The organism is Flavobacterium ranwuense (assembly GCF_004349315.1).
Lineage (GTDB): Bacteria > Bacteroidota > Bacteroidia > Flavobacteriales > Flavobacteriaceae > Flavobacterium > Flavobacterium ranwuense.
Genome location: NZ_SMLH01000004.1, coordinates 214,730 through 240,205, shown reverse-complemented (window position 1 = coordinate 240,205; position 25,476 = coordinate 214,730). Strand labels below are relative to the sequence as shown.

Here is a 25,476-nt window from a genome sequence, read left to right as displayed (position 1 = left end):
TTTGCAGAAAATTATTTTAATTCAATCTAAATTAACCGAAATGAACTTTAAAAAATTATCTCTTTCCGCATTACCAATTTTGTTATTAGCACTTGCTTCTTGTTCAAATGATGATAATGCACCAGTTGAAGAAACTTTTAATTATACTGTTCCTGCAACTTACACATTTGAAAGAAACGCGGTAACTTCTGTAGATTATTCAGGACAATCAAGTCGTTTATTAATGCTTGATGAAATGGGAAATTATTTTAAAACAGCTGCTTCAAACGGAACTGTAGCCGATGATGCAGTTTTGTCTGAAATGTATTTAAATACAAACAATCGCTTTACTGGTACAGGCTTAAACGCTTCAGGAAAACAATTAAAAGATAAAACGGCTGCTTCAAAAGATTATTTTTCATTATATCTTGGTGGTGGTTCAATAGCTGAACAAGTAAGTGTTCGTGATTTATTTGAAACCCAATTCGACAATGCTGATGCTGCCAGTCAAGGAGCAACTGCTTCAGCGGGTGTTGCAGGTGCTTATTTAGATGGAACAAGCAAACGATTATTTGCAGCAAATGGATTAGAGCCTCAACAAGTTTTATTAAAAGGAATGATGGGCGCTTGTTTTATGGATCAAGTTGTCAATAATTATTTAAGTGTAAGCAAGCTTGATGGCGGAACCAATAAAGTTGATAATACGAACAAAATATTATTAACAGGAAAGAGTTATACAGAAATGGAGCATAATTGGGATGAAGCTTATGGTTATATTTATGGAGCAGATAATTTGACTGTTACACCAAACACTTTCAAATTCTGGAGCAGTTATATCAATCAAGTTAATGCCGATACTGATTTTAAAACCCTTAAAGCTGATATTGATTTGGCTTTCCGTAAAGGTAGAGCAGCAATTGTTGCCAATGATTATAAAGTTCGTGACGCACAAATTGATGTTATAAAAGCAAAATTAGCAATGATTCCTGCGGTTAGAGCAGTATTTTATTTACAAGAAGGAAAAGGTAAACTAGCAACTGATAATGGTGCTAAAGCTTTTCACGCTTTGTCTGAAGGTTATGGATTTATTATGTCATTGCGTTATACAAATAAGCCAGGAACAAATAGTCCTTATTTTACAAAAGTAGAAGTAGATGCCATGTTGGCTTCACTAACTAGCGGAACAAATGGTTTGTGGGCTATCGATACCTTGGGAGCAAAACTAGATGCTATATCTATACAAATTGCAACAAAATTTGGTTTTACAGTTGCTCAAGCTGCAACAGTAAATTAATTTAAGAATAAAAAACAAAGCAAGAGGAATTAACTTCTCTTGCTTTTTGTACTTTTGTAAAAAATTTTAAGAAATGAAAAAGATACTTTTAATTTTAAGTCTGATTGTTGTAGTTGTAGCTTGCTCATCAAATGAGGGAGATAACAATACTGACGAGAATAATTATGATAGAACAGCACTTTTAACCAACTGGGCTGACAATATCATTGTTCCAAGTTATGTAAATTATCAAGCAAAGGTTCAAATATTAATAACGAACTCAAATACTTTTGTTGCGACTCCAACGGAAGTAAATCTTCAAGCGGTTAGAAGTTCTTGGTTGGACGCTTACAAAGCCTATCAATATATATCGATGTATAATTTGGGTAAAGCAGAGGAAATCAATCTTAATATGGCTTCCAATACTTATCCAACGAATACAATCGGTATAGAATCAAATATTTCATCCGGAACTTACAATCTGGCATTGTTGTCTCAACTTGACAAACAAGGTTTTCCAGCATTGGATTATTTGATAAATGGTTTGAGTACAAATGATGCATCAATTGTTGGTTTTTATACTACAAATACAAATGCTACAAATTACAAGCAGTACTTAACAGCTGTTGTCGGCAAACTAAAAACAAATATTGATGCAGTTGTAACAGATTGGAATTCAGGATTTAGAAATAGCTATGTATCTAATAACGGGACTTCGGTAAGTAGTTCAGTAAACAAAACAACAAATCTATTTGTAAAAAATCTTGAAAAAGATATTCGTACTGGGAAAATAGGAATTCCGGCAGGGATTTTTTCAAGCGGTGTCAAATATCCGGAAAAAGTGGAAGGTTATTATAAAAATGATATTTCAAAAGAGTTGTTGAATATTTCAATAAAAGCACAACAAGATTTTTTTAATGGAAAACATTTCAATAGCACAACAACTGGCGAAGGTCTAAAATCTTATTTAGATTTTTTAAATGCTATTAGAAATGGTCAAAAATTAAGCGATATTATAAACAATCAATTTGCAACTATTTATACAGTAAACAATACGCTTAACAACAGTTTTTCACAACAAGTAAATACTGATAATTCAAAAATGATTGCCGCTTATGATGCTTTACAGCAAAATGTGATCTACACAAAACTAGATATGATGCAAGCATTAAACATCACTATTGATTATGTAGATGGCGATGGCGATTAATTATGGGTTTTAGTACAACAAAATATCTAAATAAATATTCAGAGGCATCAACGCTAGCTTTTTTTAGGCTAGCGTTTGGCTTTATGATGGTTTTAAGTCTAATACGATTTGTGAGTTACGGTTGGATTGATAAATTTTATATCCAACCCCAATTTCACTTTACGTATTATGGCTTTGAGTGGGTAAAGCCATTAGGAATTTATACGTATTTATTGTTTTTTATTTCAGGGTTGGCAGCTTTATTTGTCGCTATTGGATACAAATACAAAGTATCTATTATTACTTTTTTTCTGAGTTTTACCTATATTGAATTTATGGATAAAACCACTTACCTGAACCATTATTATTTTATTACGGTTGTGAGTTTTATACTGATTTTTTTACCGGCAAATGCCTATTTTTCTATTGATGCCTATAGAAATCCTAAAATTGCCTTTCAAAAAATCCCGAGTTGGAGCACTGATATTTTAAAACTTTTGTTAGCGATTGTCTATTTTTATGCAGGCCTGGCTAAGCTCAATTCCGACTGGCTTTTTGAAGCTATGCCACTCAAAATCTGGTTACCCAATAACTCTAATTTACCTATAATTGGTTCTTTATTAAACGAGAATTGGGTGCATTACGTTTTTAGCTGGACCGGAATGATTTACGATTTAAGTATTCCTTTTTTATTACTTTATAAAAGAACTCGATTATTCGCTTTTGTTTTAGTGGTAGTATTTCATATTCTGACTAAAATTCTTTTCCCAATTGGTGTTTTTCCGTATATAATGATCGTAAGTTCATTACTCTTTTTTGATGCGGATTTTCATAAAAAGTGTTTACAAATTGTTTCAAAATTATTCAATTTCAGTATAACTGTTTTTGAGAACGGAAAAGAAAAAATTCAGAATTTCAATGGGATTTATAAAACTAAAATAGCCTTTTTAACCTGTTTTATAACTTTCCAGTTATTGTTTCCTTTCCGATATGTATTGTATCCGGACGAATTATTTTGGACAGAAGAAGGATTTCGGTTTTCGTGGCGCGTGATGCTTATGGAAAAAGCCGGTTATACCCAATTTAGTGTTACCGATGCGAAAACGAAAGAAAATGTAATGGTAAATAACAGTCATTTTTTAACCACTTTTCAGGAAAAGCAAATGTCGTTTCAACCGGATTTTATTTTGGAATACGCACATTTTTTACACGATTATTACCAAAAACAAGGCATTGATGACCCCGAAGTTAGAGTAGAAAGCTACGTCGCTCTCAACGGAAGGTTAAGCCAAAAATATATCAATCCAAAAATAAATCTAGCCAAAGAAAATGAAACATTCCACCACAAAACTTGGATATTACCTTTTAACGACGAAATTAAAGGATTTTAGTTGCATTCTATTTTTATTGTTTACGATAAATAGTTTCTCCCAAAATAAAATTTCGGGAGTTATTACAGATGGGAATGGCAAAAAAATAGCTTTAGTTGAAGTATATAATAAAACTTCCGGGACTAAATATTTATCTAATTCTAAAGGAGAGTTTTCAATAGAATTAGACAAATCGGGGAATTATGAACTTGTTTTTTACAAAGAAAACTATGCTGTTTTAGAAAAAACAGTTTCAACATCTGAAGAAAGCATTCTTATTGTTTTAGATAAAGTTACCAACCTTTCGGAAGTGGTAATCAATAAACAAAAGGAAAAAATATTTGCACTCAATAAATTAAAAGACATTGATGAAACGGCCATTTATGCCGGAAAGAAAACAGAAGTAATCTCGTTAAACAAACTTACGGCAAACAAGGCAACTAATAATGCCCGTCAAATATTTGCACAAGTTGTGGGACTAACAATCAACGAAAGTTCCGATGGCGGTTTGCAATTAAGTATTGGTGGACGAGGATTAGATCCAAACAGAACATCGAATTTTAATACCCGTCAAAACGGTTATGATATAAGTGCTGATGTTTTGGGTTATCCTGAAAGTTATTATGCCACACCCACCGAAGCATTAGAAGAAATACAAGTAGTTCGCGGCGCAGCATCTTTACAATACGGAACGCAATTTGGTGGATTAGTTAATTTTAAATTAAAAACACCCAGCAAAAAACCATTCGAATTTACGACAAGAAATACTATTGGGTCTTATGGATTGTTTACCAATTTTACTTCATTAAGCGGTACAAAAGATAAATTCAGCTACTACACCTTTTATAATTACAAGCAAGGAAATGGTTTTAGACCTAATTCTGAATTTGAGAGCAAGAATTATTTTGGGAATTTAAATTACCAATTCAATGATAAAACATCATTGCATTTTGATTATACTTATTTTAATTATTTAGCGCAACAAGCCGGCGGATTGACTGATGTGATGTTTAACGAAAACCCGACGCAAAGTAATAGAACCCGAAATTGGTTTGCGGTAAATTGGAATTTATTTGCTTTGAGATTAAAACATAAATTTGATGCTAATGCCGATTTTTCATTGCAATTATTTGGATTAGATGCCAGTCGAAAAGCAGTTGGTTATCGTTCTAATAGGGTTTCTAATCCTGATGTAGTAGGAACGGAAAGAGATTTAATAATAGGTGAATTTGTCAATTGGGGAGCAGAAGCACGATTTTTAAAACGGTACAAAATAAAAGAAAATACCAGTGCTTTTTTAATTGGAGCCAAATATTATCAATCCAAAAATTCAGGAATTCAAGGTCCGGGAAGTTCGGGTAGCGATGCCAATTTTAATGTTGCTGATGCAGAATTCCCTTTTTATGCCAACCAATCCAATTATACGTATCCCAACTTGAATCTATCTGTTTTTGGAGAAAATATATTTAAGATAACATCAAATTTTTCGATTACCCCAGGTTTTAGATTTGAAAAAATAAAAACACAGGCAGAAGGTTCTTATAGAAAAATAAATCTGGATTTAGCCGGAAATGTAATTTTAGACGAAACTAAGTTTGAGAATAATATAAAAGACCGAAACTTTGTTTTACTAGGAGTTGGATTGAGCTATAAACCACAAAACAGAATTGAATTTTATGGGAATGTTTCACAAAATTATCGCTCGGTAACTTTTAATGATATTCGAACGGTAAGTCCAAGTCAGGTGATTGATGAGAATATTACAGATGAAAAAGGCTATACTTCAGATATTGGAATTCGCGGGCAAATAGGCGACAAAGTAACTTTTGACGCAAGCGTTTACGGATTGTATTATGATGATAAAATTGGTGAATACGAAACTAGAAACCCTAACGGTTCAGCAGCAATTGTAAGGTTTAGAGATAATATTGGAACTGCTGTCACTTATGGTTTTGAAACGATGTTCGATTGGAGTCTAAATAAAACATTTTTCAAACAAAACGACAACTTTGTTTGGAATGTATTTTCTAATATTGCTATTACCAATTCGGAATATTTAAAATCAGACGCACCAAATATTGAAGGCAACAAGGTCGAATTTGTACCGCTTTATAATATAAAAACAGGAACAGGAATTGGGTATAAAAATTTTATTTCGAGTGTACAATTTACCTATGTATCCTCTCAATTTACGGAAGCAAACAACAGTAAAACAGATGCAAATGACAATACGTATGGTATTTTTGGTCAAATTCCAGCCTATTATGTAGCTGATTTTTCAACCTCCTACAAATGGAAAAACTGGAAACTGGAAGCCGGGATCACTAATTTCACAAACAATAGTTATTTCACCAGAAGAGCAACCGGTTATCCAGGACCAGGAATAATACCTTCTGATGCTAGAACTTTTTATACTACGCTTGAGTTTATTTTTTAGCATATTAATAAAGCCAGTCTTTTTAAAACAGAAACTTTTCAATAGTATTTATTATTTTATGTCCCAAAAATAAATTTTGGTAAAAAATAGCACACGATTTGATTAGCTATATGATATATAAAACGGATTTTTATAGATTGATATGGAATCTGCTAAAATCGGCGAGTTCTGCGTGAAAATTGCACGCAGAACTCGCCAACTTTAGCTATAAATTAAGGATAATCAAATAAAAATGAAAAATATAATCACAATTTTAATATTTGCATTTGCAATGAATGTGAATGCGCAAGATGTTAAAAAAGAATCTAAAAAAGCAGTAAATCCGATATCTAAACAGGAAGCTGTTTCTTCAAAAAAGACATCAGTAACGGTTTCGGGTACTACAGCTGAAAAATCTGCAACTGTTTCTAATGAGAAAAAATCTTGTAGTGTAGATGCTTCTTGTTGTGGAGGAGGAAAAACACCTCCAAAAAAATCATAAATATTTTAAAGAGCGTCCCTATTAAGGGACGCTTCTATTTATATCAGATTTAAAACTTCATTCGCTGTATTCTCACGGCATTTAAAATGGCTAATAAAGCTACACCAACATCGGCAAAAACGGCTTCCCACATGGTCGCTAAACCACCTGCACCGAGCACCAAAACAATCCCTTTAACCACAAATGCCAAAGTGATGTTTTGCCAGACAATTTTCTTAGTTTGTTTTCCTATGTTTATTGCTGTGAATATTTTATGAGGTTGATCGTTTTGAATAACGATGTCAGCAGTTTCAATTGTTGCATCACTTCCTAAACCGCCCATTGCAATACCGGCATCGGCAAGGGCAACTACTGGTGCATCGTTTACACCATCACCAACGAATGCAATTTTTAGGTTTTGTAATTTCAATTCCTCCACTTTTTCTACCTTGTTTTCCGGTAATAAATCGCCGTATGCTTGGTCTATGTTTAATTCTTTTGCAACTGCATCTACAACGGCTTGTTTATCGCCCGAAAGCATTACGGTTTTCACGTTTATTTTATGTAAACTCTGAATCGCTTCTTTGGCATCTTCTTTAATTTCATCAGCAATTAAAAAATACCCTGCATATTTTTGATTGATTGCAATAACGATAATCGTGAAAGGTGTATTATCGATTTCGACATCATAACTGATGTTGAATTTTTTCATCAGCTTTACATTTCCTGCCAAGATCTCCTTTCCGTCCACTTTTCCTTTAAGTCCATGCCCTGCAATTTCTTCTACGTCAGTAACGGTTGCGTCTTTTTCTGAACCTTTTGCATATTCGATAATAGCCGTTCCAACGGGATGGGTCGATTTAGTTTCTAGTGCTGCTGTATATTTTACTAAGTCGGCTTCAGAAATATCCACAGCAACCACTTTTTGTACTTTGAAAACCCCTTTGGTCAGTGTTCCAGTTTTGTCCATAACCACTACTTCGATGGATGCCATTAGATCCAGAAAATTAGATCCTTTAAACAAAATCCCGTTTTTGCTTGCTGCGCCAATGCCACCGAAATAGCCTAATGGAATAGAAATAACCAATGCGCATGGGCAGGAGATAACCAAGAAAATTAAGGCTCTGTACAACCAATCATTGAAAATGTAGTTTTCTACAAATAGCATTGGAAGCAAACAAATCCCGATGGCAAGAAACACTACTGCTGGGGTATATATTTTAGCGAATTTTCTAATGAATAACTCGGTTGGTGCTTTTTTAGCTGTTGCTTCCTGCACCATTTCTAAAATTTTAGATAATTTACTGTCGGTGTAGGCTGTGGTTACTTCGACCAAAACAACTGTATTCAGATTTATCATTCCGGCAAGAGCGGTTTCGCCTTTTTGTTTGGTATCTGGCTTGCTTTCTCCTGTTAGGGCTGCGGTGTTGAACGAAGCTGTATCCGATAGTAACTTTCCGTCTAATGCTAGTTTTTCTCCTGGTTTTAATTGAATGATTTCACCAATGGTTATTTCAGATGCTTTTTTTATAGTCGCATTTTCTCCATTCATTACTGTTGCTTCATCAGGTCTTTGGTCTAATAATAATTTGATGTTTGTTTTTGCTCTTTGAACAGCCAAGGTTTGAAACACTTCACCAACGGCATAAAACAACATCACGGCAACGCCTTCCGGATATTCACGAATTGCAAATGCACCAATGGTAGCAATGCTCATCAATAAAAATTCCGAAAATACTTCTCCTTTGCGAATACTTTCCAATGCTTCTTTTAAAACAGGGAAGCCTACTGGAACATAGGCAACTACATACCAGATTATCCTCAGCCAACCTGTAAACCATGTTTGCGTAAAGTAGTTGTCAAAACCAATGGCCACAAGGAGTAAAACGAATGAAATAATTGCGGGTAAGAACATTTTGAAAGTACTTTCATTTCCGCCTGAATGGTCATGGTCGTGTCCGTCACCATCAGCATGTTCGGATTTATAGTCAACGGTACAACATCCCGTTTGTTTGTCGGTTTTGTTGTTTATTTTTTCTTCTAGTGTGCAACAAAGCTGCTTGCCGTTTGCATCGTATTTATGTTGATGTACCATATTTATTTTCTCTTAAATCCACAAAACTGAAAACTCTGTATTGTATCAAATGGCGTTGTATGGTTTTCGGTAAAACACTTTATTGCTTCAAATCTTTCACTAAAAGTTTGCTTCATTGAATTTTCGGAGTATTGTTTTATTTCTAATCCGCTACATTTAAGTGGTCCATTTTCAGAAAAAGTACCTAATAGAAAATTTCCGTTATCAGCCATAGCACTGTTTACTATTGCTACATACTTATCAATATCCTCCTGCTCAGTCAAAAAATGAAAAACGGCTCTATCGTGCCAAAAATCAAAATTTTCTTTGGGTTGAAATTCTGAAATATCAGAAACAATCCAATGTACATTATCAGCTTTATCTCCTAAACGTTTCTTTGCTCTTTCTAAAGCAAACTCAGAAATATCCAATACCCAAATATTCTCATATCCTTTACCTAATAAAGCATCTACTAAATTACTATCACCACCACCAACATCAATTATATTTGCGGTTTTCGACAGGTTCAAACTTTCTAAATAATCCATCGAAATCTTTGGATATTTTTGTGTCCAACTTACTTCATTCGGGTTTTTAGTTATAAAAACATTTTCCCAATGTGATTTTTGATTTTCCATAATTTAATCTATAAATATTTTTTTAATATCTTCAGGTATTTCCATAGGTTTCAACGGAGGTACATTTGCACCACCTGTATTACCGACAGGAATATGACCAACAAACGATTTTACTCCACCAACAAGCAATCTCGGTATTTGACCAATTACTTCTTTAGGACTTTTAATTCTAAATCCAAATTGCAACATTTTCCAATGGACATAAGTATGTTCATAAGGATATTTTTGTCCAATAATATGTGCTCGCTCCAAATGACACCAGCTACTTTGCAAATTATTACTTTTCAAATCGTTTTGAGCAGTAATTAACTCGTTGTGGTAAAAAGGCATCAGTGCTTTTGGTATTGTAATATAGAATTTCATCGTTATACTTTGCAACAGCCGTCTAATTTTTCATATCCTGAAGGATCTGCTTTTACTTCATCAGCATCATACCCCAATTTTGAAATAGCTACTTTTATAGTTTGTAAATCAGTCTTTTTAGGATTATAATAGACCGTAATGGTCATTTTTTTCTCATCCAGTTCATACATTTTCACACCGTTAATTTTCAACATCTGGTCTTTGAATTTTAAGCCACAGGTTTCACATTCTTTACAGTGGTCGCAATAAATATTGGTTTTGATTACTGCTTTCTGATGGCTTTTTTGTTGCGCAACAGCTGCATTTGAAATAAAGAATATTGCTACTAACAGCAACATTGATTTTAAGATTGAGTTTTTCATTTTTAAAAATTAAATTATACTTTATGATTATTAATTAACAACAATTTTCGCCTGATTGTATTGGTGGACATTTTACTGAACCATAACTACAATAAACACAGCAATCACCTTCTAACGGCTTGAGTACCATTTTACATTTTTCACATTCATAGAAGAATTGACAAGCATCGGTTGGCATTATTTCTACTTTTTTATGTTTACAATTTGGACAGGTTAAAGTTGATTTCAATTCAACGGTTTTCCCTTCATATGTTATACAAGTTTCGCAATTATGGTCTAACTTATTTCTGTAATAATTTACCGCTGTTGCAATTAACATCCCTAACATACCCACATAAATAAGGTGATTATTACTATTAATCAAAATAGCATAGGCCATAAATATTGCGCTTGGAATAGCAATAAATAAAGGATACCAACTACGGTGCTTACGAAACGAAATTATTAAACCACCGATGGAAACCAAAACCATTATTGAAAATATCCAAATTGTCCATCCACCAAAAAGCTCAAAACTTCCTAATCCAAGCGCAGATGCACCAAAAGCAAATAGCGGAAAACAACAAGGCGAAAATAAGGCTGTAACAAAAAGCCCTAAAGTCCCTAATTTATCGATGTTTGATTTTAGTTTCATATTTTAATTTATAAAGATTGATTATTAATGTTCGTGTTCACCGCCGCCTTTCATTGCCGCCAATAAATAGAAAGCCCCTTTAATCACAATCTTTGCGTTAGCAGGAATTTCCTCAACCAACTTGATTTCGGTGTAGCCTAAATCGGTCGTTCCCGGTACCACTTCAATCGCTTTGAAATGCACTTCGTTTTGCTCCTCTGTTTCGCCTTCTTTATGTTCAGCTTGTGTTTCTCCTTCTTCGAGTTTGTGATCTTCTTTTTTTACTGCTGGTTTCTCCTCGTGTGGGTCTTTCTGGATATAAATAAAATATTTATCTCCATTTCTAACAATTGCATCCTTTGGCAATGCTTGAACGGTTTGATTGTTGATGTTGATATTGGCAGAAACATACATTCCGGAAATTAAATCTTTGGCATCGCCTGGATTTATTTTGGCATGAACCGCCACCGTTTTACTTTCGTTAGAAAAGGATTTATTAATTCCAAATATTTTCCCTTTGATGGATTTATTCGACTGATTGGTTAATACAAAATCGACTTCCTGACCTACTGAAATAGTCCCTAAGTCTTTTTCATATACATTCAGATCCAAGTGCATTTGGCTATTATCTACGACTTCAAAAAGTGTAACACCCGTTTCGGCAAAAGCTCCTTTGGACACGCTTATTTTCCCTACATACCCACTAATCGGTGAGACAATAGGAATCAAAGAACTTTTTCCATTTAAACTTACGTTTAATGCTTGTAATTTGTTTTTTGCTGCTTGTGCTCTGGCTCGTTCGACTGCTAATTTTGATTTTACTTCCTGAACTATCTTACGTGGATTTACATTTTCATCGCTTAATGTTTTTTGTCTATTGTATTCCAATTGTAAGTATTCGATATTGGCAATAGCCGAATTATAATCTTCCTGCATTTCTGTAACTTCAAGGTTTTGAATGGTTGCTAAAGTTTTACCTTTGGCTACATAAGTACCTTCTAACACATAAATATCTTTGACAACACCACCAATTAAAGTGGAAATATTTGCCATATTTTGAGGTGGAACAGCAGTGTAACCATTTGCCTTAATAATGGTATTTAGGTTTTTCATTTCTATACTTCCCGTTACAATACCGATTGTTTTAAATTGTTTTTCGGTTAAAGCTACTTCATTTTCTGATTTTTCCTCTTCGTGTACATCCTCTGCTTTCTTTTCGCCACAAGAAATGAGCAGAAAAAAACAAAAAGCAGGAAGTAAGAACGATGTTCTAATCTTGATATTTGAAATTGTATTTATTATTATATTTTTCATACTGATGATTAATTAATTATTAGGGAATGATGGAAATTGCAATTGAATCGCACTTTGGTTGTAGGCGTTTATCGCTTCTGCATTTTGCTTTTTAATATCGATTGCCTGATTTAGAAAACTGATATAGGACCAGTAGCTCATATCGCCGTTGGCATAACTTTTTTGAGCCGTTATGATGATTTGATCCGCATATTGCAAACCTTCATTTTGATAATAAACCAAACCTTTTTTCTGCTTTTCGAACTCATTTTGTAATTCTTGCATTTGTAATTTCAAAGTCAATTTGCTTTTGTCTAATTCTAATTGCGATTGTGAAATACTTATCTCCGAGGCTTTTGCACGAGCCGTATTTACGCCACCAAACAACGGAATTTGCAAGCCAGCTGTAAACCCCTGAAACAACGATTTTGTATCAATGGTTTGTGCAAAATATCCTAATCCCACCTTTGGTGTTCGCATTGCCTTGAAGGTATTGGCTTCTTTTTGATATACAGAAATTTGTTGCAGGTAATAATCGTTTACCAAACCTTCTACTTTCGAGGTATTCAAATCAGTTAGATTTGTATACTGCAAAGGAGTAGTTGTATCAGGTACAATATTGTTATCTGTCTGAATAAAATACTGTAATTGCTTTTGATACACCATCAAATCGTATTCTAATTGTGCTTTTTGGGTTTCAATTTCTTTTACTTTGGCTTTGGCACTAATTACTTCAATATTGCCACTTTCTCCGGTATTAAAACGCAGTTCTGCATTTTTGAGGAATTTGCTGTAAATATCGTTCAACTCATTATTTAATTTTTGAACAGAACCCCCATACAAATATTGATAGTACGCTAACGAAACTGCTTTTTCAATTTCATATTCCGATAATGCTTTTCGTTTTTCAGCCAGTTTTATTAACTCTTCCTGTAATTGTCGATTGGCTTTTGTTATTTTTCCAATTGGGAAATACTGTTGAACAGAAACATTATGGTCATAAGCAACGCTATTAAACTGTCCGCCTTGGTATTGGACCTGCAATGGATCAACTTGAAAAGCTGTTTTCTTGAGAACCGTTTGTTTTTCTATTTCTTTGTCGGCAATTTTTAAATCGATGTTATTTGATTTAGCCATTTCGATCGCTTTTTCTAATGTAATCGTTTGACTGTTTTGAGCAAAAGAAACAGTGCTAATTAATAAAACGATTACTGTTACAATTGGATTTGACATTTTTTTTCTTCTTTTAATTCCTTTTTCAAAGAGTAAGTATAAAATTGGTAAAACGATTAATGTTAGTAATGTTGCCGAGAATAAGCCGCCAATAACTACGGTTGCTAATGGTTTTTGTACTTCAGCACCGCCACTGGTTGATAAAGCCATAGGTAAAAATCCTAAAGAGGCTACTGCAGCAGTCATTAATACTGGTCTAAGTCTGGTTTTTGTACCAATTAATACCCGTTGTAATGGATCTGTAATTCCTTCTGTTTTGAGTTGGTTGAAATAAGAAATCAATACAATTCCGTTTAACACCGCAATTCCAAACAAAGCAATAAATCCAATTCCAGCCGAAATACTAAATGGCATTCCTCGTAACCACAAGGCAAAAACACCTCCAATGGCAGATAACGGAATGGCAGTAAAAATTAATGCTGCTTGTTTGATGCTATTGAATGTAAAAAACAATAACACCATAATTAAACCTAAGGCAACGGGTAAAGCAATTGAAAGTCTTTTTGTAGCTTCTACCAGATTTTCAAACTGCCCACCATACGTAATATAATATCCTGCTGGAAGTTTAAAATCTTTATCTAATTTTTGTTGAATCTCCTCAACAACACTTTTTATATCACGACCCCGAACATTTAAACCCACGGTAATTCTTCGTTTTCCATCTTCACGACTAACTTGTACCGGACCTTGTTCGTAAGCAATGGATGCTACTTGTGAAAGTGGTACTTGTTGTCCGTTTGGTAACGGAATAAATAAATTGCTAACATCGGTAATATCGCTTCGGTTGTCTTTGTTCATTCGAACTACCACATCAAAACGTTTGCTTTCTTCGTAGATTTTACCAGCACTTTCACCTGCAAAGGAGGAACGAATAATTTGATTGATATCTGCAATATTCAAACCATACAAAGCAATTTTATTGTAATCATATTTAACTGTTATTTGTGGTAAACCTGTTACTTTATCGGCTTTCAAATCGCCAATGCCTTCTATGTTGTTTACTTTCGAAATAAGTTCAGTCGCTTTTGTATCTAAAACTTCCAAGTCATCTCCAAAAATTTTAATCGCAATATCACTTCGGCTTCCCGTCATCAATTCATTAAAACGCATTTGAATGGGTTGGGATATTTCAATATTTGCACCAGGAATGGCTTCCATTTCCTCTTTCATTGCATTCGCCAAATCTTCCCAATTTTCATAATCACCAGTCCATTCACTTTTGTCTTTAAGCACAATAATCAAATCGCCACTTTCTATTGGCATTGGGTCAGTCGGGATTTCCCCACTACCAATTTTTGAAACTATGGTTTTTATTTCCGGGAATTTTGCTTTTAAGATTTTTTCATATTCGGTGGTTGTTTTTACCATTTGTGTCAATGAGCTTCCTGTCATAATGGTAGCATTGATCGCTAAATCACCTTCTTCGATAGTTGGAATAAATTCGCCTCCCATATTTTGGAACACTACAACTGCCAAAACAAAAAGTCCAACGGCAAGTCCTAAAACCACTCTTTTTAATCGTAAAGCTGTATCTAAAAATGGCGCATAAATTCTTTCGAACCATCCCATCATTTTATCACTAAAATTAGGTTTGTGTTCGGTGTTTTTTGATAGGAACATTGCGCTCATCATAGGAACATACGTTAATGACAATATAAACGCTCCAATAACGGCAAAGCCAACGGTCATTGCCATTGGTTTGAACATTTTTCCTTCTGTACCGACTAATGCTAATATTGGTAAATACACAATTAAGATAATAATTTCTCCAAAAGCGGCACTGTTACGAATTTTTGAAGCTGATTTATATACTTCAGTATCCATTTCAGCTTGGGTTAAATCCTTTTCCCTTTTAAGTTTCTGTAAATGGTGCATCGTAGCTTCGACAATAATTACTGCACCATCGACAATAATTCCAAAATCGATTGCTCCTAAACTCATTAAGTTACCGCTAACGCCAAAATAATTCATCAGAATAACCGCAAAAAGCATTGCTAACGGAATAACCGATGCTACAATTAATCCTGCACGAAGGTTTCCCAGAAATAATATCAGCACAAAAATTACAATAAGTGCTCCTTCAAGCAGATTTTTGGTAACTGTACCAATAGCATTATCTACTAATTTCCCTCTGTCGATAAAAGCTTCGGCAACCACTCCTTCTGGTAGAGTTTTGTTGATTTGGATCATTTTTTCTTTAATCCTTTCCACCACAGCACTAGAGTTTTCGCCTTTTAGCATTAAAGCCAATCCACAAACAATTTCTCCTTTTCCGTCTTTGGTTGAAGCGCCATATCGTAATGATATTCCTTCGTTTACGGACGCGACATCTCGAATAAGAACAGGCGAACCATTTCTGTTTTTGACCACCACATTTTCTAAATCCTTGATACCCGTTGCCATACCAACACCTCGAATAAAATAAGCATATTGGTCTTTTTCAATGTATGCACCACCTGTATTTTGATTGTTTTTTTCTAATGCCTCAAAAATTTCAGTAATCGTTACACCTAAACTGTTAAGCGTGTTTGGGTTTACTGCAATTTCGTATTGTTTAAGTTTACCACCCCAAGTACTTACTTCGGCAACTCCTTCAATTCCTTGTAATTGCGGAATAATTATCCAGTCCTGAATGGTTCTTAACTTGATCGCATCGTATTTATCCTCATATCCTTTTTTGGCATACACATCATATTGGTATATTTCGCCAAGACCTGTTGATATTGGTGCTAATTCGGGTGTACCTGCATATTTTGGTATGTTTTCTTCGGCTTGTTTTAAGCGTTGAAAAATTTGCTCTCTTGCCCAATAAATATCTACATCGTCTTTAAATACGACAGTAACCACTGATAATCCAAATCGAGAAATACTTCGTAACTCGATGACTTTTGGAATGGTTTTTACAGCTTGTTCAAGCGGATACGTGATTAATTGTTCCACTTCCTGACTGGCAAGAGTAGGTGCCGTAGTAATGATTTGTACTTGATTATTGGTTACATCGGGTAAAGCATCGAGGGGTAAAATTTTAACAGAATAGCTGCCCCAAGATATAAGAACCAAGGTGAATAATAGTATAATGAATTTATTCTTTATACTGAATTGTATTATTTTATCTAACATTTTTTAAGGTATAATGAATGAGAATATAGACAAGAGATTGTCTGTATGTTTTTGTAGAAAGTCTACAACTCGTCATCCCGAATCCCGAAGTGTCGGGACGGGGTTCATTATACTATTTGAGGCGGTTGCCAGATACTTCCGTAGAAATTGGCAGAAAGAATTGATTTGTAAGTTGGTAATGGTAATTTGATAATTGCCGAAACTGTAAGAAAATCAAAAGTGATGGTTGGAAAATAACTGGATATCTGTGCACCACAACAATTGCAAATGCAAAAAGGAGAACATAAATCTTTTTCTTTATTGTGGGAATGGTTTTCGTTATCGGAGGAAAGTTCTTTTGATGTATGTGCCAGACTATTTACTTCCAAATCAGCACAAGGCAAAAACGAAAGTGCTATTAGATAAATTGATAGTATGAGGTTCATCCATTTCACAGATGTAAAAGTAAGAATAAAATTTAGATGATTTTTATACCGATTCATTTTTAATTTATTTTGACATGTTAAAATATTTATTTAGATTTGTCTAAATTTTAATTTACACAAATGAAAACCGCACACTTGTTCTTTAGAGTTATACCGATACTCTTGCTCCTGTTATTTACATCATGTGATGAAAACTATACTGAAATTCCTGCTGATGATGAAGTTTTAGATGGAACCGTAGAAGGACTCTCTCATGAAGAGTTAGCACGTTTCTTAAAAGGTGATGCGGCGTTCAATGAGGTTTTTACCCGCGAAACAGGACTTGGCCCTACCTTTGTTGCGTCAAGCTGTATCAGCTGTCATGCTGGCGATGGTAAAGGACACCCCTCTACCACACTTACCCGTTTTGGACAAATTGATGAAACAGGAAACTTATTCTTAAACCTAGGTGGTCCACAATTACAAAATCGATCATTACCTGGTTTTTTACCCGAACAAATCCCATCTGGAGCTACTTTTGCCAAATTTACACCACCTGCAAATACAGGTCTAGGATTTTTAGAATCTGTTACAGATGCAGCTATCTTAGCGATGGCAGATCCTACTGACAGTGATGGCGATGGAATATCCGGTGTTCCAAACTGGATAGACATTCCTGATTTTGTAATCCCAACATCAAATGCTGTTTCTCAAAACGGAAAATATATTGGTCGCTTTGGTAAAAAAGCAGGAGCTCATAGTTTATTACATCAAACGGCAAACGCATACAATCAAGATATGGGAATAACATCCGTATTCAGACCTATTGATACCTATACACATCTGGAAATCGATCCTGAAATTGCTACAGGTACCGTAAACGATGTTGCTTTTTATTTACAAACACTAAAAGCCCCTATTCAACGCAATCAAGGTGATGCAACTGTTAATAAAGGCGCAACTATTTTCAATCAAATTAATTGTGCAGGCTGTCATAAATCTGAATTAAAGACAGGCTACTCACCTATTAAAGCCCTTTCGAATAAAACATTTGCTCCTTATACTGATTTATTACTACACGACATGGGAAGCGGATTGGATGATGGCTATACCGAAGGAAGTGCAAAAACACATGAATGGAGAACACCGCCATTATGGGGTATAGGCCTCTCCGAATACTCCCAAGGAGGAAACTATTTTCTAATGCATGACGGAAGAGCCAAAAGTATTGAAGAAGCTATTTTAATGCATGGCGGCGAAGCAAACAATAGTAAAACTAACTATCAGAATCTTTCACAGTCAGACAAAGAGGCATTACTCAAATTTATAAAATCAATGTAATTATGAATAGAAAAGAGTTTCTAAAAACATGCGGTTTTAGTTGTTTAGCAGGATTGGCAGGTGCTTCTTTGCTGCAAAGCTGCAGTTCTTCCCAAGTTTTGGCAAAAGACATAGACGGTTCTGATATTTTAGTTCCATTAACTGATTTTGAAATCAAAGACAATGGAACAATCAAATATAAAAAATACATAATCATACAAAACGAGAAACTGAAATATCCTATTTGTGTCTATCGATTTGGTGTCAATAATTATAGCGCCTTATTAATGCAATGTACACATCAAGGAACCGAATTACAGGTTTTTGGAGACAAATTACAATGCTCAGCACATGGAAGTGAATTTAGCAACAAAGGAAGTGTAGAAAACGGCCCAGCAGACAGAAATTTACGAAATTTTCCAATTAAAATAGATAACAATACCCTTAAAATATCATTAAAATGAGATTAAAATTCCTCTATATAACATTTTTATTTTCCTTAAATTTCTATGCACAAATAGACTCCAGTTTACTAAAAAGAACCCAAAAAGATAGTACAAAACAGGCGTTGAATATGGATGCTGTTTACAATCGTCCTTTTTTAAATATTGGAAAAACACCCATAGCCGTTGGAGGTTATCTAGAAGCCAATTGGCAACGCCTTTCCACCGATGGCGTTTCCGAAGGACATCAACTTCAGGCCAGACGATTAACCATATTTATGTCATCGGCAATCAGCAAACGTGTGAAATTTTTAAGCGAAATCGAATTTGAAGATGGCGGAAAAGAAATCGCCATAGAGTTCGCCTCTGTCGATGTGGAATTTCATCCCTTGGTTAATTTTAGAGGAGGAATAATCATGAACCCTATTGGGGCTTTCAATCAGAATCACGATGGTCCAAAATGGGAATTTACCGATAGACCCATTTCAGCAACACAAATGTTACCGAGCACTTTTAGCAATGCTGGGGCTGGGCTTTTTGGAAAAAAATACTCGAACAATTGGATGATTGGATATGAAGCTTATTTCTCAGGAAGTTTCGATAATTCGATAATTGAAAATACAGAGAACAAAACTTTTCTGCCAGCTGCCAAAAACAATCCAGAACGTTTTGAAGAAATAAATAGCGGAACACCCTTATTTACTGGTAAAATTGCTATTCGAAACAGTAAAATTGGGGAGTTAGGACTATCCTATATGGGAGGGGTTTACAATAAGTATAAAGATGATGGGGTAATTATAGACGAAAAAAGACGTGTTGATGTTTTTGCAATAGACTTCAACACTACTTTGCCAAAAGTAAAAACATTTATAACGGGTGAATGGGCGTGGATTAAAGTAGATGTTCCGAGCACCTATGGACAACAATTTGGAAAGAAACAGTTTGGTGGCTTTATGGATATCGTTCAACCAGTTCTTAAAAAAAACATTTTAGGATGGGAAAACGCAGTATTAAACATAGCTTGTCGATTGGAATATGTGGATTGGAACGTCGGAACTTTTAATGAAACGGGTGAAAATATCGGATACGATATCTGGAGCATCATGCCCGCGGTAAGTTTCCGTCCAACCACACAGACTGTTTTTAGACTAAATTATCGCTATCAGAAACAAACCGATATTTTAGGAAACCCTCCTGCAACTACTGCAGGGTTTAACATTGGGATTTCGACTTATTTTTAGAAATTAGTACTTTTTTTACTGTAATAATCTAATATGGGATTCTGTGAGGTTTTGGCACCTTTTTGGATTTTTTTAGCGAAGAGAAAGTAGGAACAGAATCAGGATTAATTAATAACTTATTTCTATTTCTTACTTCACAAGCATCTATTCATTTTTGCAATGCTTATCAAATGCAAAATTTTGAACTTGAAAAATTATTTAATTTGTAATCTTTTATTGATTATTAAAATAGGATTGAGCATAACAGGAGGTTTCTTTGTTACTTTCTTTTTCGATGTACTCACGAAAGAAAGTAATAAAATTGGATAAGTCCAAAGCGACCTTCTTTTGCTTCTTTTCTTTGGTCGTTGATGTGGAAAGAAAAGAAGTCTTCTAAAACAACAAAAGGGATAAAGAATATCCCGTATAAATCAGATCGCAACCTGTTTGATAAAATGTGAAGCGCGGTAAGTGTCAAGCGTGCATTTTGGCAAAGGGGTTGCACCGCTTAAATGCAAAAAGACTGTCCCGACCAGAGGAAGGGTCTGTCTTTTTGCCGCCCGCCCCGATAACTATCGGGGTTCGGGTCAGGTGACTGGAATGGGCTGTGAACGGAAATCTTTCAGATTAAGGAAAAACCCTCTGTATTGGGTCATTCCATAGCGGAACAAGCTCCATAAAAGGGAGCATCCCATTTGAGCCAATGCAGAATTGATAAATAATTCCTGTTTCTCCAATGCTTCCGCTAATGAGCAACTCGGTGTGTCGTCCTGTTGTTCAGACTGCTTTAATAATTCTCCAAATTCATCAGTTACAAATGGCAGGCTTGCCACCGTTTCGTATTTCTCGGAGTTGGGTTGCTTTATCTCTCCGATAGTGGATAATATAACCTGTCCCGTATGTTGGCTGTTCCCAAAGTCCAGCCAATATTTTGGTGCGTCTCTATGATGTCTGCGGTTGTTTTGCAGGTTTAAAATATCCGCAATATCAAAACGAGCCTGTACGCTGTCTACACAGGAAATATAAATACTTGCCTCTGCGTGTTTAGGCAATTTTTTCAATTCGTCTTTTTCAAATTTCACGGTTTCCGCTTTCCAATTCGTTCCCATAAAACGGTTTGCACGGTTTACGAGTGCAACGGATTTGTACAATCCTGTTTCGCACTCTGCAAAACGCTGTCTGCCTAAATTGGCACTCGTTACAATATCATCATCCCAAAGGCGGACGGATAACCCTGCGTGTCCGAGTTCAATTAAGCTGTGATTTATTTCCATTAAGGCGGTCAATACTTTTGAGCCTGTACCACCCGCACCGATTAGGTTTACGGTAATAGGGTTTGTCGGACTTATCAGGTAATTGTCCGTAAAATGTTTTTTTATTTTCTCTGTATTCATCATAATAGATTTTCAAGTGTTTTGTTTTTCTTTTTCAATACTTCTTTAGGAAAGGGTTTCCCTGTTTGGACAAGGTCTTTCCAAAGATGTACACAATTGCCTGTTATTGGACTGTTCTGCCCCAATAAATGGCTGAAATAGCTGTTGAAAAAATAGTCTTCCCAAGCCCCTGTAAATTCCTCTACCGAAGCGGAGTTTTTGATGTTGATATTGACAGACCCCATGCATACTCTGCCGTCTTCATAGATGTTGAAAAAAGGCGCGAAATACAATGGTGTTTTTTCTGTCGGTCTTCTGTCGCTTGTGAGTGCAAATACCGAAAGACTGTTTTTACTGGCATACCAAACCATAGGAGGTACATTCGCCATACCGCTCGGAATGTTCAAATCGTTCACAAAATACAGCTGTCGCCTTTGCGTCTTGGTGTACCATAATACCGCACCTTTATCGGTATTGGGATTGATATGCAGAATGTTGGTTGGCAAAATCCCATTGGATTTTAAAAAGGCTTTATCCTTGTTCTTTTCAGTCTGCAATGCCTTTGCCAATGCATTGGCTTCTCTTTCTGAGAGTGGATGGGCATTAATGGGATTGCCGTTTTTGTCCATATCGAAATGTTCCACATATACATTGGTATCTGTTCCTTTGGATTCATAGAAAACCAAAGCGGATTTTGGGTGGTATAATGCCCCAAAACTTGCGGTTATGTCGTTTGTGTTATTCATTTTCTTGTCGTTTCATAGTTATACAATAGACTGCACATATCGTCCAACAGGGCAAATAATCTGTTCTCAAAATCAAGACTGGTATTCATTACCTCATTTGCGTCAAAGCATTTGCAAATGGTAGGTTCCTGCATTGCTCCGTACTCGTTAAACTCGTTGTTGATGCTGTCGGTAATGCTCTCGTACAGCCATCCTTTGATGTTCGATATAAAGGAAATGTACTTTTCCATGCCAATGGTTTCGCTTTCGTCCTCTTCATTGTCGGGGTCATCCTTTATGGGTGCGTTTCGGAAAATGCTTTCCTGTGGGTATTGGGTGTATAAAGCAAAGGCAGTACAAGCCACCTGCCGACAATCGTGGTCGAAGGTATCACGGCTCGTAAAAGAATTTAATCGCTGTTCAAATACCTGAAGATTGATACGATTAAAAATCTTTTGTTCTATGCAATCCCCAATCAATTCCGCTTTTCTAAATTCAAGTTGATACTTTTCTGCTTCGTCTGTTTCATCGTCCTGTTCCACCCATTCTTTGTGCATTTCGTACATCCAATACAGATAGCTGTCTTCCTGTCTGAAATAGGGAATATCAGCAATGTAGTACAGGTAAGAGCAAACGGAAATAAGCAGTTGGGCATTCCTTTTCCGCTTAGGGTCGTGTAACATTTGATAAAGCGGTTCAATCGGAATATAATACAGGGTTGTGCCTGTGTTGTATTTTTCCTCACTGATAAAATAGGTTTTCTTACTGTCCTGTAGCAAACGTATTTCCTGCCAGTTTAAAACACTCTGTTTTAGCTTTTCCTCCATATCCCATATAGCCAATGCCATATTGTAGGGATAGTCAAATTGGCTCGTCTGCATGGGTTCTATCTTGTAATGCCCAGCAAGTTTGGAAAGGGACTTATAAAAATCCCTCTGCGTTTTTGCTGTTTTCTCACAAGCCTGTACCGTTTTCGTTTCTTTGAGTTTTGGCAGGAAAGAAGTCTTTAGAAAACCATTGGCAACATTTGCGTTGGTACTGATTTGCGTTTGTCTTTCTGAATCTCGTTTGCATCTTTTGGTTTTTGCATCCAATGAGTGAACTCGCTGAGCTGTTGGTACAACAGCCTTTGTCTTTTTTGTTCGGGAGGGTTGATTGTTCCCGATATGATATGTTTGTACATAATTCATCGCTTTTAAATTTAGGTTTAACCTTTAGTACCCATTACACTCTCAAATCGGTATTCGACCGCATCGTCCCTAATGGCGGGTGCAGATATTTTGGCGGTAGTCAAAATGGGGTAACTATTGGCATAGAAATTCAATACCGCTTCCACGCTCCAACGTGGTTCGGGATCGGTCAGTATAATATCCTGCCCCTTATCTTTGAGTACAAACACTCGTTCCAATTGCGTTGCTAATAACATGATTTCTGAATTTTACGGTTATACATTCTGTTGATGCTCTGCTCCAAAAAGGCTTGGGGCGGAAAACTTGTCGGATAGTTCCGTTTTGCGTCTGCGTATCTCGTCAGCCTTTTCGGGGAACTCTGTTATTTCGGGTACTTTCATCCACGCATCACGGAATTTGCCTTCTTTTTCCAATTCATCCGCCTTTGCCATGCCGTCTTTAAACTTCTTGTCTTTGGTTTCCTGTTCTTTCTTCTGCCTGTCGGCTTTTTCTTTCTCCATTGCCGATTGCTTTTTGGTTTCTTCCAATTGCTTCATAAATCCTTCCATATCCACCATTAAACCCGAAGCAGTCTGTATAGGTATGGTTATCTTCTCAAAAAAACCGTTGTCAAGTTCTTCTGCTGTTCCGCGAAGATTAAGGGGCGGTATGATATTCTTTGCGTTATCTCCGCATTGTTCGTTTTGGAGCATAACCGATACAATAAGGTTGTTTTCTGCTCCCTTTGCTATGGTCAGGTGCAAATCTCCTTGTATGTCCATCTGTGCTATCTGATTGAAAAAATTTGTGTTCATCGTGCTAAAAATTTAATTGTCCATTTTATCTACTGCCTTCACCTCGTAAAGTTTTTAAAGGCTACCACCATTTAAGGCGGTAGCCTGTGGTTATTTAATTAAGGTTTAAGATTTCCGCTCCTTCTGTTGCAAAAGAGGTACATAGTTCAAAAGCCTTTTGGGACTTTAACTGTGCCGTACCGCCCATTACAATACTCTGTAGCTTGGCTTCATTATCTTTGTAACTGCGTACATTTTGATAGTAGCCCGTCACAGCATTGTATGCCCCAAACAATGTGCCTTTGGTAGTTTCCATCTGCTGTGTATCGCTTACCATAGCATAGGCAAAAGCATCTTCTACGGTGTTTTTGAACAAGGTTGAAACTTCATCTTCAGCACCTTTTTTGAGCAAATCGAAAGTCTCTTTATTCGGGCAGAGTGCCAATTGGATTAGCTTTCTCACTTCTTGGTCTGTTACCTTAACTTTAGCCCACTTGTTGAATATGCCCTCTAACTGACTGCTTAACGTATTTGCCAATCCCATAACCTTGTGAGCATCATCCAAACGTTGTTTTGCTCCCGAAGTATGTTTGATGCGTACTACGTTGCTCATATTACGGAGCGAAGCGTTAAGGGTGTTTTGGCATACGATGCGGATAGGAGTAAAAGCGGCTGTGATACTTCCACTTCCATCATGCGAAGTGGTTAAGAAAATGTACTTTTCCGTTACATCGTCGCCATTGCCTACACGGATATAGTCTGGCAGTTTTGCCGTGATAAATATGCGTTCGCCGTTTCCCAACGCTCCTGCGGTTTCATACAAAATTCCCTCGCCACCGCCAACAATCTCATCAAAGAAATTGAATGCTTCACAGTTCTGTACAATATGATAGTCTTTGCCCACAACGCCCAGAACTGCATTGTTATCGGTACGGATGTTAGCAAAATAGTTGGGTACTTCCAATTCGCTACTACCTATCTCAATACCGTTTGCGGTTTCGATAATACCCGAACCTTTTGTGTATAGCGGGCTTTTAGCGACTTCATAGTCCAACCCTGCGTGTTTAATCGCTTCCGCACTAGTGGGATAGTCCTGTACAATTTGTCCTAATCCGTGCCACGCTTTTTCTTTTACGCTAAAGAATGAATAACGTCCTGTGTTGCTGTTGAAATTGATATTATGTGCCATGATAAAATGATTTAAAAGGTTTGAAAATTGTTTAGATACTTGTTGTTAAAACGGGAGGTCTTCCTTTGGTTTGCTATTGTTGGTTCCTGTGGTAGCTTGTACTGTTTCTGATTTTTTGCCACCTAAATGCAGTTTGATATTTGAGGTATTGAAATTCAGCCCTGCGTGTGTTTCTCCGTTATTACCTGTCCATGCCCTTGCACTTACCCTGCCTGTTAGTTCCACAAGAGAACCTTTAGTAAGTATATCCACTACCTTTGGGCTAATCCAGTAAGCACAATCGAAGTACGTTGTCTGCTCTATGCGTTCGCCCGCTTTATTTCGGTAGCTGTCGTTGGTTGCTACTGAAAAATTTACTACCTGTTTGCTGTTCGACAATGTGCGTACTTCCGCATCTTTTGTCACTCTTCCAATGATGTTCATAGTCTGTGTTCT

General features: G+C 36.0%; 23 protein-coding genes and 1 pseudogene. 8 read left to right on the top strand and 16 right to left on the bottom strand.

Features of this window, described 5'->3' with window-relative positions; all coding sequences use genetic code 11:
* Positions 1 to 40 precede the first annotated feature (40 nt).
* The 5 genes from E0I61_RS09330 to E0I61_RS09310 all read left to right on the top strand — a co-directional run bounded on the left by E0I61_RS09330 (position 41) and on the right by E0I61_RS09310 (position 6,729).
* Complete coding sequence (locus tag E0I61_RS09330; protein WP_132070930.1) at positions 41 to 1,273, top strand: DUF4856 domain-containing protein; 1,233 nt, start codon at positions 41 to 43, stop codon at positions 1,271 to 1,273.
* A gap of 73 nt (positions 1,274 to 1,346) precedes the next feature.
* Complete coding sequence (locus E0I61_RS09325; protein WP_132070928.1) at positions 1,347 to 2,462, top strand: imelysin family protein; 1,116 nt, start codon at positions 1,347 to 1,349, stop codon at positions 2,460 to 2,462.
* A 2-nt stretch (positions 2,463 to 2,464) separates the two neighbouring features.
* The gene (locus E0I61_RS09320) at positions 2,465 to 3,832 is read left to right on the top strand and encodes an HTTM domain-containing protein (protein WP_132070926.1); all 1,368 of its coding nucleotides are present in this window, start codon (positions 2,465 to 2,467) and stop codon (positions 3,830 to 3,832) included.
* Entirely contained in the window at positions 3,771 to 6,248 is a 2,478-nt protein-coding gene (locus tag E0I61_RS09315) for a TonB-dependent receptor domain-containing protein (RefSeq protein ID WP_132070923.1), read from the top strand. Before E0I61_RS09320 ends, E0I61_RS09315 begins: the two co-directional genes overlap by 62 nt.
* 232 nt (positions 6,249 to 6,480) lie before the next feature.
* The gene (locus tag E0I61_RS09310) at positions 6,481 to 6,729 is read left to right on the top strand and encodes a hypothetical protein (protein WP_132070921.1); all 249 of its coding nucleotides are present in this window, start codon (positions 6,481 to 6,483) and stop codon (positions 6,727 to 6,729) included.
* A gap of 49 nt (positions 6,730 to 6,778) precedes the next feature.
* Here the strand turns inward: E0I61_RS09310 and E0I61_RS09305 are convergent, their stop codons facing one another.
* The 9 genes and pseudogenes from E0I61_RS09305 to E0I61_RS09270 all read right to left on the bottom strand — a co-directional run bounded on the left by E0I61_RS09305 (position 6,779) and on the right by E0I61_RS09270 (position 16,886).
* The gene (locus E0I61_RS09305; protein ID WP_132070919.1) at positions 6,779 to 8,803 is read right to left on the bottom strand and encodes a heavy metal translocating P-type ATPase; all 2,025 of its coding nucleotides are present in this window, start codon (positions 8,801 to 8,803) and stop codon (positions 6,779 to 6,781) included.
* 2 nt (positions 8,804 to 8,805) lie between these two features.
* Entirely contained in the window at positions 8,806 to 9,420 is a 615-nt protein-coding gene (locus E0I61_RS09300; RefSeq protein WP_132070917.1) for a class I SAM-dependent methyltransferase, read from the bottom strand.
* A gap of 3 nt (positions 9,421 to 9,423) precedes the next feature.
* Positions 9,424 to 9,783, bottom strand: a complete 360-nt coding sequence (locus tag E0I61_RS09295; RefSeq protein WP_132070915.1) for a DUF3703 domain-containing protein — start codon at positions 9,781 to 9,783, stop codon at positions 9,424 to 9,426.
* Between the two features lie 2 nt (positions 9,784 to 9,785).
* Positions 9,786 to 10,145 carry a heavy-metal-associated domain-containing protein gene (locus E0I61_RS09290; RefSeq protein ID WP_132070913.1) on the bottom strand — a complete coding sequence of 120 codons (360 nt, stop codon included), beginning with the start codon at positions 10,143 to 10,145 and terminating at the stop codon, positions 9,786 to 9,788.
* Positions 10,146 to 10,179: 34 nt separating this feature from the next.
* Positions 10,180 to 10,401 carry a GDCCVxC domain-containing (seleno)protein gene (locus E0I61_RS16460; protein WP_235832099.1) on the bottom strand — a complete coding sequence of 74 codons (222 nt, stop codon included), beginning with the start codon at positions 10,399 to 10,401 and terminating at the stop codon, positions 10,180 to 10,182.
* Positions 10,402 to 10,449: 48 nt separating this feature from the next.
* A pseudogene (locus E0I61_RS16455) lies at positions 10,450 to 10,779 on the bottom strand (MerC domain-containing protein); the annotation flags it as partial.
* A gap of 24 nt (positions 10,780 to 10,803) precedes the next feature.
* The gene (locus E0I61_RS09280) at positions 10,804 to 12,072 is read right to left on the bottom strand and encodes an efflux RND transporter periplasmic adaptor subunit (protein ID WP_132070909.1); all 1,269 of its coding nucleotides are present in this window, start codon (positions 12,070 to 12,072) and stop codon (positions 10,804 to 10,806) included.
* A 12-nt stretch (positions 12,073 to 12,084) separates the two neighbouring features.
* A complete protein-coding gene (locus E0I61_RS09275) occupies positions 12,085 to 16,404 on the bottom strand; it encodes a CusA/CzcA family heavy metal efflux RND transporter (RefSeq protein WP_132070907.1) in 4,320 nt (1,439 codons plus the stop codon).
* A 107-nt stretch (positions 16,405 to 16,511) separates the two neighbouring features.
* Positions 16,512 to 16,886 carry a DUF6660 family protein gene (locus E0I61_RS09270; protein WP_235832094.1) on the bottom strand — a complete coding sequence of 125 codons (375 nt, stop codon included), beginning with the start codon at positions 16,884 to 16,886 and terminating at the stop codon, positions 16,512 to 16,514.
* 63 nt (positions 16,887 to 16,949) lie between these two features.
* Between E0I61_RS09270 and E0I61_RS09265 the strand changes: the two genes are divergently transcribed.
* From E0I61_RS09265 to E0I61_RS09255, 3 genes are read left to right on the top strand one after another with little or no spacing between them, the layout of a single operon-like run.
* Positions 16,950 to 18,149 (top strand): di-heme oxidoredictase family protein, encoded by a 1,200-nt coding sequence (locus tag E0I61_RS09265; RefSeq protein WP_132070905.1) that lies wholly within the window; start codon positions 16,950 to 16,952, stop codon positions 18,147 to 18,149.
* 2 nt (positions 18,150 to 18,151) lie between these two features.
* Positions 18,152 to 18,592: a QcrA and Rieske domain-containing protein gene (locus E0I61_RS09260; RefSeq protein ID WP_132070903.1), complete on the top strand. Its 441-nt coding sequence runs from the start codon at positions 18,152 to 18,154 to the stop codon at positions 18,590 to 18,592.
* Positions 18,589 to 19,812, top strand: a complete 1,224-nt coding sequence (locus E0I61_RS09255; RefSeq protein ID WP_132070901.1) for a hypothetical protein — start codon at positions 18,589 to 18,591, stop codon at positions 19,810 to 19,812. Before E0I61_RS09260 ends, E0I61_RS09255 begins: the two co-directional genes overlap by 4 nt.
* A 566-nt stretch (positions 19,813 to 20,378) precedes the next feature.
* On the opposite strand, the gene E0I61_RS09250 is transcribed toward E0I61_RS09255, so the two are convergent.
* The 7 genes from E0I61_RS09250 to E0I61_RS09220 form a co-directional block, all read right to left on the bottom strand.
* Positions 20,379 to 21,185: a PRTRC system ThiF family protein gene (locus E0I61_RS09250; RefSeq protein ID WP_132071120.1), complete on the bottom strand. Its 807-nt coding sequence runs from the start codon at positions 21,183 to 21,185 to the stop codon at positions 20,379 to 20,381.
* Positions 21,185 to 21,910: a PRTRC system protein B gene (locus tag E0I61_RS09245; protein ID WP_132070899.1), complete on the bottom strand. Its 726-nt coding sequence runs from the start codon at positions 21,908 to 21,910 to the stop codon at positions 21,185 to 21,187. Before E0I61_RS09245 ends, E0I61_RS09250 begins: the two co-directional genes overlap by 1 nt.
* A complete protein-coding gene (locus E0I61_RS09240; protein WP_132070897.1) occupies positions 21,907 to 23,079 on the bottom strand; it encodes a hypothetical protein in 1,173 nt (390 codons plus the stop codon). The genes E0I61_RS09245 and E0I61_RS09240 overlap by 4 nt, the downstream gene beginning before the upstream one ends.
* 17 nt (positions 23,080 to 23,096) lie before the next feature.
* Positions 23,097 to 23,315, bottom strand: a complete 219-nt coding sequence (locus E0I61_RS09235) for a PRTRC system protein C (protein WP_132070895.1) — start codon at positions 23,313 to 23,315, stop codon at positions 23,097 to 23,099.
* Between the two features lie 18 nt (positions 23,316 to 23,333).
* Complete coding sequence (locus tag E0I61_RS09230; protein WP_132070893.1) at positions 23,334 to 23,873, bottom strand: PRTRC system protein E; 540 nt, start codon at positions 23,871 to 23,873, stop codon at positions 23,334 to 23,336.
* Positions 23,874 to 23,967: 94 nt separating this feature from the next.
* A complete protein-coding gene (locus E0I61_RS09225) occupies positions 23,968 to 25,041 on the bottom strand; it encodes a DUF932 domain-containing protein (RefSeq protein WP_132070891.1) in 1,074 nt (357 codons plus the stop codon).
* Between the two features lie 45 nt (positions 25,042 to 25,086).
* On the bottom strand, positions 25,087 to 25,464 hold the full coding sequence (locus E0I61_RS09220; RefSeq protein ID WP_132070889.1) for a single-stranded DNA-binding protein: 378 nt from the start codon (positions 25,462 to 25,464) through the stop codon (positions 25,087 to 25,089).
* Positions 25,465 to 25,476: the final 12 nt, after the last annotated feature.